The organism is Streptomyces sp. NPDC053560, from assembly GCF_044544605.1.
Lineage (GTDB): Bacteria > Actinomycetota > Actinomycetes > Streptomycetales > Streptomycetaceae > Streptomyces.
In genome coordinates, this window is the sequence record NZ_JBITXI010000006.1 from 72,484 (window position 1) to 88,888 (window position 16,405).

14 protein-coding genes are annotated in these 16,405 nt (G+C 69.3%); 10 read left to right on the top strand and 4 right to left on the bottom strand.

The features are described 5' to 3' along the window. Nucleotides 1–51 precede the first annotated feature (51 nt). Entirely contained in the window at nt 52–756 is a 705-nt protein-coding gene (locus tag ACIGQF_RS15745) for a spermidine synthase (RefSeq protein ID WP_399710270.1), read from the bottom strand. Nucleotides 757–906: 150 nt separating this feature from the next. Between ACIGQF_RS15745 and lon the strand changes: the two genes are divergently transcribed. Both lon and ACIGQF_RS15755 read left to right on the top strand, forming a co-directional pair. Then, on the top strand, nt 907–3,315 hold the full coding sequence (gene lon, locus ACIGQF_RS15750; RefSeq protein ID WP_399710272.1) for an endopeptidase La: 2,409 nt from the start codon (nt 907–909) through the stop codon (nt 3,313–3,315). A gap of 119 nt (nt 3,316–3,434) precedes the next feature. After that, entirely contained in the window at nt 3,435–3,689 is a 255-nt protein-coding gene (locus ACIGQF_RS15755) for a Uma2 family endonuclease (RefSeq protein ID WP_399710274.1), read from the top strand. A 15-nt stretch (nt 3,690–3,704) separates the two neighbouring features. On the opposite strand, the gene ACIGQF_RS15760 is transcribed toward ACIGQF_RS15755, so the two are convergent. Continuing rightward, nucleotides 3,705–4,526 (bottom strand): lysozyme, encoded by an 822-nt coding sequence (locus ACIGQF_RS15760; protein ID WP_399710276.1) that lies wholly within the window; start codon nt 4,524–4,526, stop codon nt 3,705–3,707. Nucleotides 4,527–4,650: 124 nt separating this feature from the next. After that, complete coding sequence (locus ACIGQF_RS15765; protein WP_399710278.1) at nt 4,651–5,520, bottom strand: lysozyme; 870 nt, start codon at nt 5,518–5,520, stop codon at nt 4,651–4,653. Between the two features lie 272 nt (nt 5,521–5,792). Between ACIGQF_RS15765 and ACIGQF_RS15770 the strand changes: the two genes are divergently transcribed. Further along, nucleotides 5,793–6,287 (top strand): MarR family transcriptional regulator, encoded by a 495-nt coding sequence (locus ACIGQF_RS15770; RefSeq protein ID WP_361556539.1) that lies wholly within the window; start codon nt 5,793–5,795, stop codon nt 6,285–6,287. A gap of 75 nt (nt 6,288–6,362) precedes the next feature. Here ACIGQF_RS15770 and ACIGQF_RS15775 read toward each other — a convergent pair whose 3' ends face one another. Continuing rightward, nucleotides 6,363–7,208: a hypothetical protein gene (locus ACIGQF_RS15775; protein ID WP_399710280.1), complete on the bottom strand. Its 846-nt coding sequence runs from the start codon at nt 7,206–7,208 to the stop codon at nt 6,363–6,365. Nucleotides 7,209–7,776: 568 nt separating this feature from the next. Between ACIGQF_RS15775 and ACIGQF_RS15780 the strand changes: the two genes are divergently transcribed. The 7 genes from ACIGQF_RS15780 (at nt 7,777) to ACIGQF_RS15810 (ending at nt 16,278) form a co-directional block, all read left to right on the top strand. Continuing rightward, nucleotides 7,777–10,794 (top strand): nitrate- and nitrite sensing domain-containing protein, encoded by a 3,018-nt coding sequence (locus tag ACIGQF_RS15780; RefSeq protein ID WP_399710282.1) that lies wholly within the window; start codon nt 7,777–7,779, stop codon nt 10,792–10,794. Then, nucleotides 10,794–11,279 (top strand): roadblock/LC7 domain-containing protein, encoded by a 486-nt coding sequence (locus ACIGQF_RS15785; protein ID WP_399710284.1) that lies wholly within the window; start codon nt 10,794–10,796, stop codon nt 11,277–11,279. The genes ACIGQF_RS15780 and ACIGQF_RS15785 overlap by 1 nt, the downstream gene beginning before the upstream one ends. Then, complete coding sequence (locus ACIGQF_RS15790; protein ID WP_361555536.1) at nt 11,276–11,677, top strand: DUF742 domain-containing protein; 402 nt, start codon at nt 11,276–11,278, stop codon at nt 11,675–11,677. The genes ACIGQF_RS15785 and ACIGQF_RS15790 overlap by 4 nt, the downstream gene beginning before the upstream one ends. A gap of 4 nt (nt 11,678–11,681) precedes the next feature. Next, nucleotides 11,682–12,296: a GTP-binding protein gene (locus tag ACIGQF_RS15795; RefSeq protein ID WP_399710286.1), complete on the top strand. Its 615-nt coding sequence runs from the start codon at nt 11,682–11,684 to the stop codon at nt 12,294–12,296. 41 nt (nt 12,297–12,337) lie between these two features. Next, nucleotides 12,338–13,591, top strand: a complete 1,254-nt coding sequence (locus tag ACIGQF_RS15800; protein WP_399710288.1) for a styrene monooxygenase/indole monooxygenase family protein — start codon at nt 12,338–12,340, stop codon at nt 13,589–13,591. Nucleotides 13,592–13,760: 169 nt separating this feature from the next. Next, nucleotides 13,761–14,360 carry a hypothetical protein gene (locus tag ACIGQF_RS15805; RefSeq protein WP_399710290.1) on the top strand — a complete coding sequence of 200 codons (600 nt, stop codon included), beginning with the start codon at nt 13,761–13,763 and terminating at the stop codon, nt 14,358–14,360. Nucleotides 14,361–14,583: 223 nt separating this feature from the next. After that, nucleotides 14,584–16,278, top strand: a complete 1,695-nt coding sequence (locus ACIGQF_RS15810; protein WP_399710292.1) for a DUF6119 family protein — start codon at nt 14,584–14,586, stop codon at nt 16,276–16,278. Nucleotides 16,279–16,405 lie beyond the last annotated feature (127 nt).

Sequence of the window (16,405 nt, forward strand, 5' to 3'; positions counted from 1 at the left end):
GGCTGGTCGCACACTGCTGGCAGCAGCGTAAAGGCACGATGAGACCCGCGGCTACGCGCGTTTCCTCGCGAGGTGGACCACGTCGGGGACGCCTCGGACAACGGGGATCTCTTCGGTGCGAACCTCGCTGAACCCCACATTCCGGAGAGCGGACTCGAAGGCGGCGGAGGGCTGCGCGGACCATACGGCGAGCACTCCGCCGGGCGTCAGCCGGTCCCGGCAGGCCGCGAGACCGGCCGGGGAGTAGAGGCCGCCGTTGTCCTCGGTGACGGTCCAGTCCGGCCCGTTGTCGATGTCCAGGCAGAGCGCGTCGAAGGTCTCGGCACCGGCTCCGTCGCGTACGTACGCGACCAGGTCGGCCGGGACGATCTCGGTCCGCGGATCGGCCAGGGCCGGGCCCGACACCGCGTCCAGCGGGCCCGAACGGTGCCAGTCGACCACCGCCGCCTCGCGCTCGACGACCGCGATCCGGCCCCAGCGCGGCTCCTCCGCCGCGCGGGCCAGGGAGAACCCGACGCCGAGCCCGCCGATCAGTACGGACGGCCGCGCGCGGTCACCGGGCAGTGCGGCGAGCGCCGCGTCGACGAGCAGCCGTTCCGACCGTCCGTCGGAGGTGTCCATCAGGAAGCACCCATTGGCGATGATCTCGAAGTGCGCGCCCCGCCGCCGCAGCACCACCTCGCCGAACGGTCCGTCCCGGCGCTCCAGCGTGACGGGCGCCTCATCGGTCTCGAAGGGGGCTGACAGGGCTGACATGGGTGCGGGGCCTCCGGGGTCGTGGGTGCCGGGCGCCCCCACTGTACGAGCCCGCGGTTGATCGCTCACAGCGAACACGGCACGGGGAACATCCATCGGCTCATGAGCATTGAGTGAGTACAGCTCAACTTGCCTGCCGAAGGGGAGATCATGGCTTCGACGTCCACACCGCTCACCCTGCCCGTGCTGCCCCTCGACGACGAGGTGGTCCTGCCGGGCATGGTGGTGCCGCTGGACCTGTCCGACGCGGACGTACGCGCCGCGGTGGAGGCCGCACAGGCCGCCGCCACACCCGGTAACAAGCCACGGGTGCTGCTCGTTCCACGGGTCGACGGCAAGTACGCCGGCATCGGCACGCTCGGCAAGGTCGAGCAGGTCGGCCGGCTCTCCGACGGCGACCCCGGCGCGCTCATCCGCGGCCTGGGCCGCGTGCGGATCGGCTCCGGGACGACCGGGCCCGGCGCCGCCCTCTGGGTGGAGGGCACCACGGTCGACGAGACCGTCCCGGACCCCCTGCCCGGTGCCGTCACCGAACTCGTCAAGGAGTACAAGGCGCTGGCCACCAGCTGGCTGCGCAAGCGCGGCGCCTGGCAGGTCGTGGACCGCGTCCAGCAGATCGAGGACGTCGGCCAGCTCGCCGACAACTCCGGGTACTCGCCCTTCCTGACCACCGAGCAGAAGGTGCGCCTCCTGGAGACCACCGACCCGGTGGCCCGCCTGAGGGACGCCACCGAGGCGCTCCGCGAGCACCTCGCCGAGCAGGACGTCGCCGAGTCCATCGCCAAGGACGTCCAGGAGGGCGTCGACAAGCAGCAGCGCGAGTTCCTGCTCCGCCGCCAGCTGGAGGCGGTCCGCAAGGAGCTGTCCGAGCTGAACGGCGACCCGGACGACGAGAGCGACGACTACCGCGCCCGCGTCGAGGCCGCCGACCTGCCCGAGGACGTCCGCAAGGCCGCCCTCAAGGAGGTCGACAAGCTGGAGCGGTCCAGCGACCAGAGCCCCGAGGGCTCCTGGATCCGCACCTGGCTGGACACCGTCCTGGAGCTGCCGTGGAGCGAGCGCACCGAGGACGCGTACGACATCAAGGGCGCCCGCGCCGTGCTGGACGCGGACCACGCGGGCCTGGACGACGTGAAGGAACGCATCACCGAGTACCTGGCCGTCCGCAAGCGCCGCGCGGACCGCGGCCTCGGCCTGGTCGGCGGGCGCCGGGGAGGGGCCGTACTGGCCCTCACCGGCCCGCCCGGCGTCGGCAAGACCAGCCTCGGCGAGAGCGTGGCCCGCGCCATGGGCCGCAAGTTCGTCCGCGTCGCGCTCGGCGGCGTCCGGGACGAGGCGGAGATCCGCGGCCACCGCCGTACGTACGTCGGCGCGCTGCCCGGCCGCATCGTCCGCGCCATCAAGGAAGCCGGTTCCATGAACCCGGTCGTCCTCCTCGACGAGATCGACAAGGTCGGCTCCGACTTCCGCGGCGACCCGGCCGCTGCCCTGCTCGAAGTCCTCGACCCGGCGCAGAACCACACCTTCCGCGATCACTACCTGGAGGTCGAGCTCGACCTTTCCGACGTGGTCTTCCTCGCCACGGCCAACGTCCTCGAAGCGATCCCGGAGCCGCTCCTGGACCGCATGGACCTGGTCCGGCTGGACGGCTACACCGAGGACGAGAAGGTCACCATCGCCCGCGACCACCTGCTCCCGCGCCAGCTGGAGAAGGCCGGCCTGGAGACCGGCGAGGTCGTGATCGAGGACGCCGCGCTGCGCAAGCTCGCCGGCGAGTACACCCGCGAGGCGGGCGTACGGAACCTGGAGCGCGCCATCGCGCGCCTGCTCCGCAAGGTCGCGGCCCAGCACGAGCTGGGCGAGCGCGAGCTGCCCTTCACGGTCGGCACGGACGAGCTGCGCCCGCTCATCGGGCGGCCGCATCACGTCCCGGAGTCGGCGCAGGACCCGGAGGAGCGGCGTACGGCGGTGCCCGGCGTGGTGACCGGCCTGGCCGTGACCGGCGCGGGCGGCGACGTCCTCTACGTCGAGGCCTCGCTCGCCGACGCCGAGACCGGCGGGTCGGGGCTCCAGCTCACCGGCCAGCTCGGTGACGTGATGAAGGAATCGGCACACATCGCCCTTTCCTTCCTCCGCTCGCACGGCGCGGAACTGGAGCTGCCCGTCGCCGACCTGAAGGAGCGCGGCGTGCATCTGCACGTCCCCGCGGGCGCGGTCCCGAAGGACGGCCCGAGCGCGGGCATCACCATGACCACGGCGCTGGCCTCGCTCCTCAGCGGGCGTCAGGTCAGGCCTGACGTGGCGATGACCGGCGAGGTCTCCCTCACCGGCCGGGTGCTGCCCATCGGCGGCGTCAAGCAGAAGCTCCTGGCGGCACACCGCGCGGGCATCACCACGGTGATCATCCCCAAGCGGAACGAGGCCGACCTCGACGACGTCCCCGCCGAGATCCTGGAAAAGCTCGACGTCCACCCGGTCTCCGACGTCCGCCAGGTCCTCGACCTGGCCCTGACCCCGGCGTCGGCCCCGGCGACCCCGGAGGTACCGGTGGCGGCGTGACCCCACCACCCACGAGGCCCGGCCCCCACCCGGGGGCCGGGCCTCGCCCGTCGCCTGGTCACCGTGCGTATCGTTGTACCGCGCGACTGCCGGTTCTGCGGCGTCGGGAGGAGCGCACGATGACTGCACAGGCGGCCGTTGGCTCGCGGGAGACCGCCGGCAGCGACTACGGCAAGAAGAAGGCCGCCTACGCGACAGCCGGTATCCCCGTGTACCTGATCGCTGACCCGTATGCCGGCGAACGGCACCTGTTCACGCTGCCTGAGGGCGGCCGCTACCGGAGCAAACTGAACCTCACGTTCGGCGACCCGGTCGACCTGACAGGCACGGCCCTCGACCTCACCCTGGAGACCGACGCCTTCCCCCGGGACTGACCGAGGACCGTTCGCTCAGCCCGTGGCCAGTTTGCGCAGCTGTGCCGTGGAGCCGTTGAAGACGTTCTGGTCGCCGGGGAAGCGGCCGCTGTCGGCGTACTGCCAGATGGTGTGTGCACTCCAGCCGGCCGGGAGGGGGCCGGGGGAGGAGGAGTAGCGGGCGATCCACAGCGGGTGGTTCATGCCGAAGGACGCGTTGTCGCCGACGCACTGCTTCCACCAGTTGGTGGAGGTGTAGATCATCGGGTGGCGGCCGGTACGGGCGTGCACCGTCCTGCTGAAGTCCTTGATCCAGGCGCCCATGGCCGCCCGGCTCAGGCCGTAGCAGATGCTGCCGTACGGGTTGTACTCGATGTCCAGCGCGGGCGGCAGGGTGCGGCCGTCCGCCTTCCAGCCCCCGCCGTTGTTCACGAAGTAGTTGGCCTGCGCGGCGCCGGACGAGGAGCTGGGTATCGCGAAGTGGTACGCGCCGCGGACCATGCCGACGTTGTACGAGCCGCCGTACTGCTGGCCGTACTTGGGGTTGCGGTAGCTCGTGCCCTCGGTGGCCTTGACGACGGCGAAGCGGGCGCCGGCGCGCCAGGCGGCGGCCCAGTCGACGTTGCCCTGGTGGCTGCTGACGTCCATGCCGGCCACCCCGGCGAGCGGCCGCGGTGCCGTGTCCGGCGCGGCGGCGCCCTCGTGGGAACGGATCGTGGAGCCCGCGCGGTGGTCGGTACCGGAGGCGCGGGAGCCGTCGGCCGGGGTGGTCGCGGCGGTTGCGGCGGTTGCGGGCACGGCCACCGTGAGGGCCGTGCCGAGTGTGCAGAGCAGCGTGATGCACCGGCGTATGCGCATAGGGGGGAGCCTCTTTCGAAGACGCGCAAGGGGAGGGGGAGGACAGGGCGCCGTGCGGCGCGGACCCGCGGGATGAGCCCGGCGCGGGGTCCGCGCGGCACGGTGGGGGAGCCCTGTCCGCCTCTTACCCGTTCGCGAGCGCCTGGAGACGGTCGTACGCCCCGTTGAAGAGGTTGTGGTCCCCGACGGTGGGCCCGGTGGACGTGTACTGCCAGATGGTGTGGAAGCCCCAGCCGGCCGGCAGTTCGCCGACGGAGGAGCCGTACCGCGGGATCCACAGCGGGTTGGTGTTCCCGAAGCCCGCGTAGTTGCCGGTGCACTGCTTCCACCAGCTGGTGGAGGTGTAGATCACCGCGTCCCGTCCGGTCCGCCCCTTGTACGTCGCGAACCAGTCCTTCATCCAGTTGACCAGCGCCGTTGCGCTCATGCCGTAGCAGACCTGGCCGTACGGGTTGTACTCCATGTCGAGCGCCCCGGGCAGGGTCTTGCCGTCCTTGGACCAGCCGCCTCCGTGGTCCACGAAGTAATTGGCCTGGGCGGCGCCGCTGGAGGTGTTGGGCGTCGCGAAGTGGTACGCGCCGCGAATCATCCCGGAGTTGTAGGACCCGTTGTACTGCTGAGCGAAATAGGGGTTGATGTAGCTGGTCGATTCGGTCGCCTTGACGTAGGCGAACTTCACCCCGCTGTTCCACAGCGTCGACCAGGCGACGTTGCCCTGATGGCCGCTGACGTCCACTCCTTCGACGGACGCCTGGAGCGACGGCGCGGCCGGCAGGCCGGTGCCGCCCTCGTGCTCGGCGATCTGCGAACCGGCCCAGTCCTGGCCGGGGTGGGTGGGTTCGGGGGCGTCCTTCGCGGGGGTGGCGGTGGGCTCCGTGGCGGCGGCGGTGCCGAAGGTGCCGCCGAGCAGCGCGAGCAGCGTGAGGAGGATTCCGGCCACCCTGGCGGCGGAGCGCCGAGGGTGGCGGGCCGGGCCGGATCTGTGCACGTGCATACGTGACTCCGAAGATCTCGGTGGGATCTGAGGGGGGGGGAGGCCGACCGTGGATCATGACTTGGTGTGGTCATGCCATAAATGACGGTACGCGCGTAGACCTGGAGCGGAAAGGGGGTCGGATGATTCCGTTGGTCTAATCCTGCGAAATACTGTCCCAGCTGCGGAATCGGCCGCCGCTGAAAAATTCTTCCATCGTCCGGAAAACGGGAAAGGGCGCTGACGTGCACAACACCGGAACCGACGGGGCGGCGGCGCGACGGCCCGACGGTATGGACGACCTGTTCCTTTCGCTGGAACGCGAGTTGGCGGTATTCCTGCGCCGGGCCCGTGCCTCGTCCGGCGAGATGGCCCGCGAGGTGCACCCGGATCTGGAGCCCTCGGCGTACGGGCTGCTGGTCCGGCTCGCCGACGCGGGCGAGCAGCGGGCCACCGAACTCGCCTGCTACTTCGGCGTCGGCAAGGCGACCATCAGCCGTCAGCTGCGGGCGCTGGACGACCTCGGGCTGGTCGCCCGCGAGAAGGACCCGGCCGACGGGCGTGCCGTCCTGGTCCGGCTGACCGACGAAGGGCTGGCCCGCTTCACGCGGGTGCGCGACGCCCGGCGTGACCGCTACGCCCGCCGGCTCGCCTCCTGGGACCGCGGGGAGATCGGCGAACTGGCGCGGCTCCTCCACCGGTTGAACGATGAACAAGAGCAGGAGCGGGAGCTCCACGAGGAACGGGAGCCGGGCGCCGGGCCCGGCCGGGAGGCGGCGGAGGAGTGACGGCGGGGCGCCGCCGTCGGCCGTCGCGCCGGTACCGCTCGACGCCTGCGCCCGTCGCCCGCGCCCGCCCCGCGCTCACAGCTCCGCGTACACCAACGCGGCGTCGTCGTGCAGCTTCCCCCGCGGGAAGGACAGTCCGTCGGCGTCCGCGTTCTCCATGGCCCGCACCCGCTCGATGAGCGCCCGCGGCCCTTCCTTGCGCACCACGCCGAGGCAGTCGGCCCAGGTCCCCTCCCGGAACACCTCCACCCAGCGCCCGGCCCCGTCGCTCAGCGCGGTCAGTGAACGGACCCGGTCGCGCGGCACGCTGCCGGTGACCGCCCGCTCCGCGACGGACGGATCGGCCGCCGCCGTCCAGAAGCCGCCCTCGGCGTTGCGCAGCGCCTCGACCGCGGCGACGTACTCGCGGGCCGCCGCCGCCCGTTCGGCGGACCCCTCCGGCAGGGCCCGTACGGCGGCCCGCAGCTCACCCACCGAGGCCGGCAGCTGCGCGAGGCGCTCGTCCAGCACCGCCTCGACCGTCCCGTCCGGCGCCTCGACGAGCAGCGCGGAGTCCGACAGCACCAGGTACTCCACGGCGTACCGGGACCAGCGTGCGGCGATGGCCGTTGCCTGCGGAGTCCTGCTGTGAGAAAGGTCACACGTGTCGCGGTGGGCCGCGGCGGTGCGCCCGATGGCTTCGGCGAGCGCCTCAGTGAGCGTCATGTCGCGGAGCGAACCGGACAGTTCGAGCATCGCGCCCCCGAGGCGCGCGGTGAACCACGGCACGTCGTGGCGGCACCCGAAGTCCTCCGCCGGCGGCGTCACCCCGTCGAGCAGGACGAGTACGCCGCCCTCGCCGGACGCGGGCAGCGCTACTGATGCGTAGTCCTCGTTGGGGCGTTGGGGGTCGCCGGGCTCCGTGGCGAGTTCGATGCGCATGGCAGCCAGGATGCCGGAACGGCCGGAAGAGGCCGTCCAAAATGCGCGGTTCGCGTTGCGCGGAGCGGGGGAGGTGCCCGCTCCGGCCCTCCGGGCCGCGGAAAAGTCGCTCCGGAAAATGCGGGCGGGCATCCTGCCAGGACGGCGACGGTTCTCCAAACCCGCCTGCCGATGGCCTACTGTTGCGCCTCACAGAGGAAGTTGATGGTCAACTTCCGATTGATGTTCACTCATTCAGGTGGCCGGGCAAGTGTTGCCGGGCCGCCGCGCGACGCCGGTGAAATGGTCGTATTCCGGATCATGGGGTGGGGTCATTCGCTCACCGGGACGCGCACAGCCGGACTGTTACCCAGGTGGGGGCGTGAGGTGCTGCGGACGCGTCGCAGGTCCGCTCTCCGGGGGAGAACGGCCGGGTCCGCAAGGCCACACGGCGTGGGCAGGCGAGACAGGATTGCGAGCAGCGGTGCGGAAAAAGCGGCTTCGGGGTGACGTGGTGGAGCCGGGAACACCGGCCGGCCCGGCCAAGTCCGGTACGGACGGTGACCGTGCGGGTGGACGTCCCGCGCGCGTGCGCAACAGGCTCGTGGGGGCCGTGGCGGTGGTCGCCGTCGCCGTCCTCGCGGTCGGCACGCCGGTCATCGCCTCGGCGACACAGGACGTGGACGGCTCCCAGGAGCTGGTCGACCTCGGCGAGCTGAACGCCCGCGCGGTGACGCTGTCCCATTCCCTCGCCGACGAGCGCGACGCCATGACGACGTACGTCGCGACCGGCCGCACCACGCAGAACGGCGGCGGTGTGTCGGAGGCCCAGCGGGCCCGCGTGGACCGGCAGATCAAGGACCTGCGCGCCGAGGCGGGGGAGACCTCTGCCGAGACCGCGGCGTTCGCCGACGCCGGCAAGCTGCTCAAGACGCTGCCCAAGGTCCGGCAGCAGGGACTGACGGGCCGGGGCACCGCCCTGGACACCTTCAAGTCCTACAGCGCCACCATTCAGGCGCTGGACGCCATTTCGGCCGACATCGCCCGTAAGGTGCCGCCCCGCGCGCTCGCCGCCGGCTCCCACGCCCAGGCCCTGCCGCTCCTCGCCCGCGCCACCGAGCAGGCCTCCGCCACCCGCGGACTGCTGCTCGCCGCGCTGGCGAGCGGCGGCCGGCAGCCGGACCTGTCGGCCGCCGCGCAGCAGTCGCACGTCCGCACGCAGGCCGCGGTCGCCGACTTCCGGCAGAGCGCGGACGCGCACTCCCGCGACAGCTACGACCGGACCGTCAACGGCACCGACGTCGACACCGCGGAGCGCTACCTCACCCGGCTCACCGGCCAGTCGCGGCTGACCCCCCTCGACCTCCAGCTGAACCGCGAGCGCATCGCGTCCACGCTCACCACCCGCATCGGCCTGATGCGCAGCGTGGAGTCCTCGCTGACCACCGCCGACGTGAAGTCCATGGGCACGCTCCGGGACGACGACGTCACCACGCTGGAGATCCGCATCGGCCTGGTCGGCCTCTGCCTGCTGCTCGCCGTCGGCATCAGCATCTGGTCCGCGCGCACGATGACCCAGCCGCTGTCCGCGCTCCGCCGCGGGGCCGCGCGGGTCGCCGAGGACCCCGCCGACGAGAAGCCCGTCGAGTACAAGGGCCGTAACGACGAGTACGCGCAGACCGTCCGCTCGGTGAACACGCTGCACGCGCAGGTCGCCGAGCTGGCGAAGAAGGCCGCAGAGGCCGAGGGCGAGCGCGCCAGGATGGCGAGCGGCCGCAAGCGGCTGGCCGCCGAGCGCGACGTGCTGCTGGAGGAGCGGGCCGACCTCACCGAACGGCTGGCCGCCCTGCGTTCGGGCGTCAACAACCGTTTCGTCAGCCTGGCGATGCGTACGGTCGGCCTCGTCGAGCGGCAGCTCGGCGTCATCGAGAGCCTGGAGGAGAAGGAACAGGACCCCGAGCGCCTGGACACCCTCTACAAGCTCGACCACTTCGCCGCCCGGATCCGCCGCAACAGCGAGAACCTCCTCGTCCTGTCCGGCTCCGAGCACAGCAACCACAACGCCGTGCCGGTGCCGCTGCTGGACGTGCTGCGCGCCTCGATCAGTGAGATCGAGCGGTACGAGCGGGTGCGCATCCAGTCGCTGCCGCCGCACTCCCAGGTCGCCGGCTTCGCCGCCGATGACGTCAGCCACCTGGTCTCCGAGCTGCTGGACAACGCCACGGCGTTCTCCCCGCCGGACGCGCACGTCGAGCTGTCCGGCTGGCTGCTGGAGAGCGGCGAGCTGATGCTCTCCGTCCAGGACCAGGGCATAGGGATGACCGCCGAGCGGATGGCGGAGCTGAACCAGCGGCTGGCGGACCCGGAGACCGCGGCCTCCTCGGAGACCGTCGACGAGGCGCTCGGCCTCGGCCTGTACGTCGTCGTACGGCTCGCCGCGCGGCACGGCGTCCGCGTCCAGCTGCGCGACCAGCAGCAGGGCGGGGTCACCGCCGTCGTGGTGTTGCCGAAGTCCATCCTGCCGACCCGCCCGACGCCGGCCGCCGCCGCGCAGCCCGGCACGGTGCAGGCCGGACCGACCCTCCCGGGCTCGGTCGCGGAGGCCAACTCCAACGCGCTGCCCGCCCGCGGCCAGCGCCCCCTGACGCCGCAGCAGGACCGGCACCAGGTGGAGCAGGCGCCACAGGCACAGCAGGTACAGCCGCCGCGGCACGCGCAGCAGGCTCCTGCGCCCGCGGGCGACCCGCTGACGGATCCTCTGCCGGACCCGCTGACGGATCCTCTGCCCGACCCTTCCCCAAGTTCCCAGCTGCGTTCGCACACGGGAGACCCCTGTCCTGACCCCCTCCCCGGGCAGCACAGCGACCCGCTGATCGAGGCCGCCGAGCGGTCCATCGACGCGGCGGGTCTGGGCCCGGACAGGGCCGCGCCGGGTGCGGGTGCGCCCGACGCGGGGACGCCGGGCGGGTACCCGCAGGCCGGCCCCGCGACGCCGGGGCCGCAGGCACCGTACGGCCGGCACGACCCGGCGGCGCATGCCCCGCAGGCCCAGGCCCCGCAGGCCCAGGCCCCGCAGGCCCAGGCCCCGCAGGCCCAGGCTCAGGCCGCTCCTCAGGCACCGGCCGCGGCCGGTCCCGAGGGGTACGCGCCGACGGCCGGTGCCGGACGTCCTGGCGTACCGGACTTCTCCGGTGACCCCGACGGTGAGCCTGACACCGGCGGTGCGCCGGCCGGCCGGTCGCCGTACGTCGCCGACGAGGACCGGGCCGCCGCCGCGCCGTCCCCGTACGGCGAGGGCGCCGAGCACAGCCGGGCCGAGACCGAGGAGGAGCCGCCCGCGCGGCGGCTCACCGACATGGGGCTGCCCAAGCGCACGCCCCGCGTCGTGGCACAGCGGCCGCCGAGTGCCCCGCGCCAGAGCGGCGGGGTGAACGCCGAGGCGCTGCGGCGCCGGCTGGGCGGTTTCCAGCAGGGGGCGCGCGAGGGCCGCCGGGACGTGGCTGCCGAGATCGCGGAGCACACGGCGGACCGGACCATCCCACAAACGGACACCGACGGAGCGGGGGCCCCGGGAGAGAGTCACGTTGTCGAGGAGGCACGCGATTGATGGCGCAAGCGCCCACTGCTTACGGACTGAGCAGCCAGGCACGGAATCTGCAGTGGCTGTTGTCCAATCTGGTCGACGAGGTGCCGGGCATCCGTTCGGTGGCCGTGGTGTCGTCGGACGGACTGCTGCTGCTGGCCTCCGACCCGGAGCTGGCCGAGGGGGCCGCTGACCTCGGGGCCCCGCGCGGCCCGCGGGGATCCAGCGCGGACCTGGCGACCATCGTCTCCGGCGTCGGCAGCCTCACCAACGGTGCGGCGAAGCTGATGGACGGCGGAACGGTCAAGCAGACGATGATCGCCATGGACGAGGGCAGCCTGTTCGTCAGCTACATCAGCGACGGTTCGCTGCTCGGCGTGCATGCGACCCCCGACTGCGACATGAGTGTCGTCGCGTACCACATGGCGCTCTTCGTCGGCCGGGCCGGCCATGTCCTCACCCCCGAACTCCGCAGCGAACTGCGCAAGTCGATGGAGAGCGTCCAGTGAGTACCGCACCCAAACTCCCCACACGAGGCGGGGACAAGAAACCCGCGCGTGTGCGGCCGTATTCGCTCACGGGCGGCCGCACCCGCTTTGGACACGTTCTGCTCGTGGAGACCTTCGTGGCCGCGCTGGACGCGCCCGAGGAGCGCCGCGAGCTGACCGCGGGCGCCTGGGCCGACCGCGTGATGCCCGAGATGCGCGCCATCGTCGAACTGTGCCGCCGGATGCGGTCCGTCGCGGAGATCTCCGCGCTGCTCAAAATGCCGCTGGGCGTGGTCCGCGTCCTGCTCAGCGACCTCGCCGACCAGGGAAAGATCCGCGTCTACGGCTCCGGTCACGGCACCGGCCAGCCCGACCGCGCGCTGCTTGAGAGGGTGCTGAGTGGACTTCGCAGGCTCTGAGACGATGACGGCGAGCGCCGGGACGCCTGCCGCCGACGAAGGGCTGCAGAGCTGGCAGACGGACCGTACGCGAGCCCCCATCGCCACCAAGATCGTGGTGGCGGGCGGGTTCGGCGTCGGCAAGACGACCTTCGTCGGGTCGGTCTCCGAGATCACGCCGCTGCAGACCGAAGCGGTGATGACGCAGGCCAGTGAGGACACCGACGACCTGACGGCCACCCCGGAGAAGACCACGACCACGGTCGCGATGGACTTCGGCCGCATCACGCTCGACCAGGACCTGGTCCTGTACCTCTTCGGTACGCCGGGCCAGCAGCGGTTCTGGTTCATGTGGGACGACCTGGTCCGGGGTGCCATCGGCGCGATAGTGATGGCGGACACCCGGCGGCTGGAGGACTGCTTCCCCGCTCTCGACTACTTCGAGAGCTGCGGTCTTCCGTACGTCGTCGCCGTCAACCACTTCGAGGGGACCGCCGAATACGCGGCCGATGATGTGCGCGAGGCCCTTTCCGTACCGCCCGACGTGCCCGTGGTGATCATGGATGCACGGAATCGGATCACGGTTGTGGAGTCCTTGCTCACTCTCGTCGCGCATGCCCTGGAGTTGACCCCCGAATAGGTTCGCACCGCTCGCGAGCCCCAGCAGAGAAGAGCACCACCATGCGGAAGATACTCATCATCGGAGCCGGCCAGTCCGGTCTCCAGCTGGCCCTCGGACTGCAGTCCCAGGGCTATGAGGTCACCCTCATGTCCAATCGCACCGCCGACGAGATCCGTTCAGGGCGGGTCATGTCGACGCAGTGCATGTTCCACACCGCCCTCCAGTACGAGCGCGACCTTCAGATCAACTTCTGGGAGAGCCAGGCTCCGCGCATCGAGGGCCTGGGGGTCTCCGTCGCCGCACCGGGCAGCCACGAGTCCCCCGAGGGCACGCAGCGCGCCATCGACTGGGTCGGCAAGCTCGACGGGTACGCGCAGTCCGTCGACCAGCGCGTGAAGATGGCTGGCTGGATGGAGACCTTCGCGCAGCGCGGCGGCCAGCTCGTCATCCACGGTGCCGCCGTCTCCGACCTCGACTTCTTCGCCTCCCGCTACGACCTGACGCTGGTCTCGGCGGGCAAGGGCGAGCTGGTGTCCATGTTCGGCCGGGACGCCACGCGTTCCCCGTACGACACCCCGCAGCGCGCACTGGCCGTCGCGTACGTGCACGGCATGGGCCCCCGCCCGGAGCACCCCGAGTTCGACGCGGTGCGCTGCAACCTGGTGCCCGGCGTCGGCGAGCTCTTCGTGATGCCGACCTACACGACGTCCGGCCGCGCCGACATCCTCTTCTGGGAGGGCATCCCCGGCGGCCCGCTGGACGCCTTCCAGGGCGTGAAGGACCCCAACGAGCACCTGGCGCTCACGCTGGAGCTGCTGGAGAAGTTCGTGCCGTGGGAGTACGCGCGTTCCACGAAGGTCGAGCTGACCGACGCGAACGGCACGCTGGCCGGCCGGTACGCGCCGACCGTCCGCAACCCCATCGGCAAGCTGCCCTCGGGCGGCCTGGTGCTCGGCGTCGCCGACGTGGTCGTGGCCAACGACCCGATCACGGGCCAGGGCTCGAACTCCGCCTCCAAGTGCGCCAAGGCGTACCTCGACTCGATCATCGAGCACGGTGACAAGCCGTTCGACGCGGACTTCATGCAGGCCACCTTCGACCGGTACTGGAACACCGCCCAGCACGTCACCAAGTGGACCAACGCGATGCTGGCCCCGCCGCCGGAGCACGTACTGAACCTCATCGGCGCGGCCGGCCAGCTCCAGCCGGCGGCCGATCGTTTCGCCAATGGCTTCAACGACCCCTCCGACTTCGAGAACTTCTTCTATGAGCCGGAGAAGACGGGCGCGTACCTGGAGTCGCTGGGCGCCTAGGCACAAGCCGCTGACCTGCAGCCGGGCCGTCATCGTTGGTCGTTGTCGGTGGTCATCGATCACCCTCGGACGGCCCACAGACGGCCCGGCTGCACGTGAGCTTGCATGCGCACTGCTGTTTCTCAGCCCAATTGGGCTAGCCGACTGGCTTGACGGCACCATGGTCGTCATGGACGCAGGCATAGCTGCCGTGTTGGGAGCAGCAGTAGGGACCGCAGGCACGATCATGACGGGCTGGACCTCAAGATCAGTAGCCAAGATGCAGATGCGTATAGAGGGTCTGCGGGAGCGTAGAGAGCCTCGAAGGTCCTCTTACGAGGCATTCTCCTCGGCTGCTGCCGCTCTACATGATCACCTTCAGCCGTGGGTCAACTTCGGGCGCCTGCTTGGTCAGGCGCCGGGGTCTGGAGACGAAGCTGCAGACCGAGTCTCTTACCTGAGGAGCGGCGAATTTAAGGAGGGCTACGTAGTCCGTGCGATTGAGCTTGCTGACGACATCAGTCGGTACGGCCGACATGTGGTTCTAGATGGGCCAGCGGAACTCGAACCCTCCGTGACCGACGTGACGGAGCTATCCAGTGGGCTCGTTGCTCCCTTCAGGATCATGCAGAGTTTCAGCCGCATCTCCGATGCTGCAGGAGAGTCAGCCGTTGCCTATGACACTTCGGAGTTTCCTGACCGGCTCAAGCAGTTGGAGCGAGGCATCCAAGGCTTCCTACTGCATGCGAGTGCGGCGCTGGACGGCGATGTGTTCACCCGGCGTCCCTGACCAGGCCCGCACGGCCGGTCGTGGACGATGGCGACGAGTCTGTATGACTCCCGCTGGATGCGGACGACGCGCGCCTGTCGTCACTGACACTCGGCAAGGCGTGGGCCGAAGTCGCAAGCAGCGAATGTCAGTTCGTATGTCAAAGCGTTATTGAAGGAACTATAGGTACACTATAAGCGTCGTGGTACAAAAAACCCCGTATGTCACTACGGGGGTGCGAGTCATGACCGGTAAGGCTCCGACGCTTCGCTTCAACTGCTTCCTCCTGCGGGAGGGGCTTGACTCGCACGAGGAGGCGTTCAGGCCGCAGTACCGGCCGGGCAAGCCGGGGGGAATGAGGAAACTTGCCGACTCGCAAGTTGCTCCTGAGGGTTGTGCGGCGTACCTGAAGGACATGTCTGAGAAGCAGCCTTCATGGGCGAAGCTTCTGGCTCCCGCGTTCCCGGAACTGCAAGCAGTTCTCAACTATTCGAACCGCCTGGTCATCTTCCTTCCGGTGGCGGATCGGGTGTTCGCAGTATGTTTCGGTTACGGGAGTTCGACCCTCGAATGGTCCTGGATCGAAGCTAACTTCGGCCTGAAGTTCGCGGCGCGCCGGTTCGACAGCAACGCAATGAGCGGGATTGGCAGTCGGAGAATTGACGCCTCGGCTCGCTCGCAATGGGTGCAGATCCCTGCTAATTCATCAATCAGTGATTTCGAAGTCGAATTGGATGGCGAATTCACAAGAAAGCTCGTTGGCAGGCTCGAAAATGGGATCGACTTCCCTGACATGGGGGCAGTCGTGGCGACGGATTCAGTTTCCTTCAAGGTTGACACGGACTTGATGAAGGTCCGCAACATTCTGCTCAAGATGCTCGACATAGCGGAAGCGGGAGATGCTAACAAGGACCTAGCCTTCATCGACTCGCTGGAGCCTTTGCGGCTTAAGAGTGACGAAGTCAAGGATCTGGAGAAGCTCCTAGTCGATACCCTATTCGGGGACCGCGCTCGTAAGCCGCAGGGGAAGCCTTTGGATCAGCTTGCTGTTAGCTCTCTGAATGTGCACATACTGTCGTTCGCTCCTCCGGATGACGTGTCCGTCGAAAATGTCCATGATTTCGTCGTCTACAAGAATGACCTCGTGGAAGACTTCGAGGTGATGCATGTTGACGCCATCCGTAGGGCTCTGGCGAAGTTTCCAGGGAAGTTCGGCGTCTCTTGCCTGGGCGACATAAAAATTCAGGCACGCGACTCGAACGGTGAAGCCGTTAGTATGGCAAAACCGCTGAAGCACTGGCTAGTATTCGAAGCGGGCGATCAGAGCAGGCGGTACCTGTTGACGCTGGGCAAGTGGTACGCGCTAGCGGAGAAGTATACGGAGAAGCTCGATCAGGATCTCTCTCAAATTGCGGACGTCACGGATGTTTTGCAGTTGATTGATTGGGACGACTGGGGTCCGAAAAAGAACTGGGAGAAGCATTTCAATCAGAAGGCAACGGAAGGTCGATCGGATCTCGTCTGCCTTGATAGGCATAAGTTGTACACCGAGGATAGGGACGAGGTCGAGGCGTGTGACTTGCTGCACGCTGACGGCTACCTCATACACGTCAAGCCGTATTCGGGAAGTCAGACGCTGAGTCATCTGTTCTCGCAAGGGTTCGTGTCGGCCCAAACGATAATCTCGGACTCGGCGTACAGGAGCTCATTTGTTGAAGCCGTCAGGTCATTGAACGCGGATCTCGTTAGCGCTGCGTCTAATGTGCCGCCAAAATTCGTGACCTACGCTGTTGCGTTCGACGGAGATCAGAAGATTCCGCAAGACCTGCCCACCTTCAGTAAGGTCAACCTCCGAAGCTTCAGTAAGCGCATCAAAATGCTCGGGTCGGTGCCGACACTTGCCCGTATACAGAAAACATTCAAGTCGGAAAGCAAGTAAGGCTGTCCTGCCCCCTGCGATTGCGCTGGGCCGCCGCCCCTCCGTACGGCAGGGAACTCGGCTGTTGACGCGCACGACCTCTTCAGCCTGGGATGCTGCCACCGTGAAGGCGCCTCTCTGCCCCTGG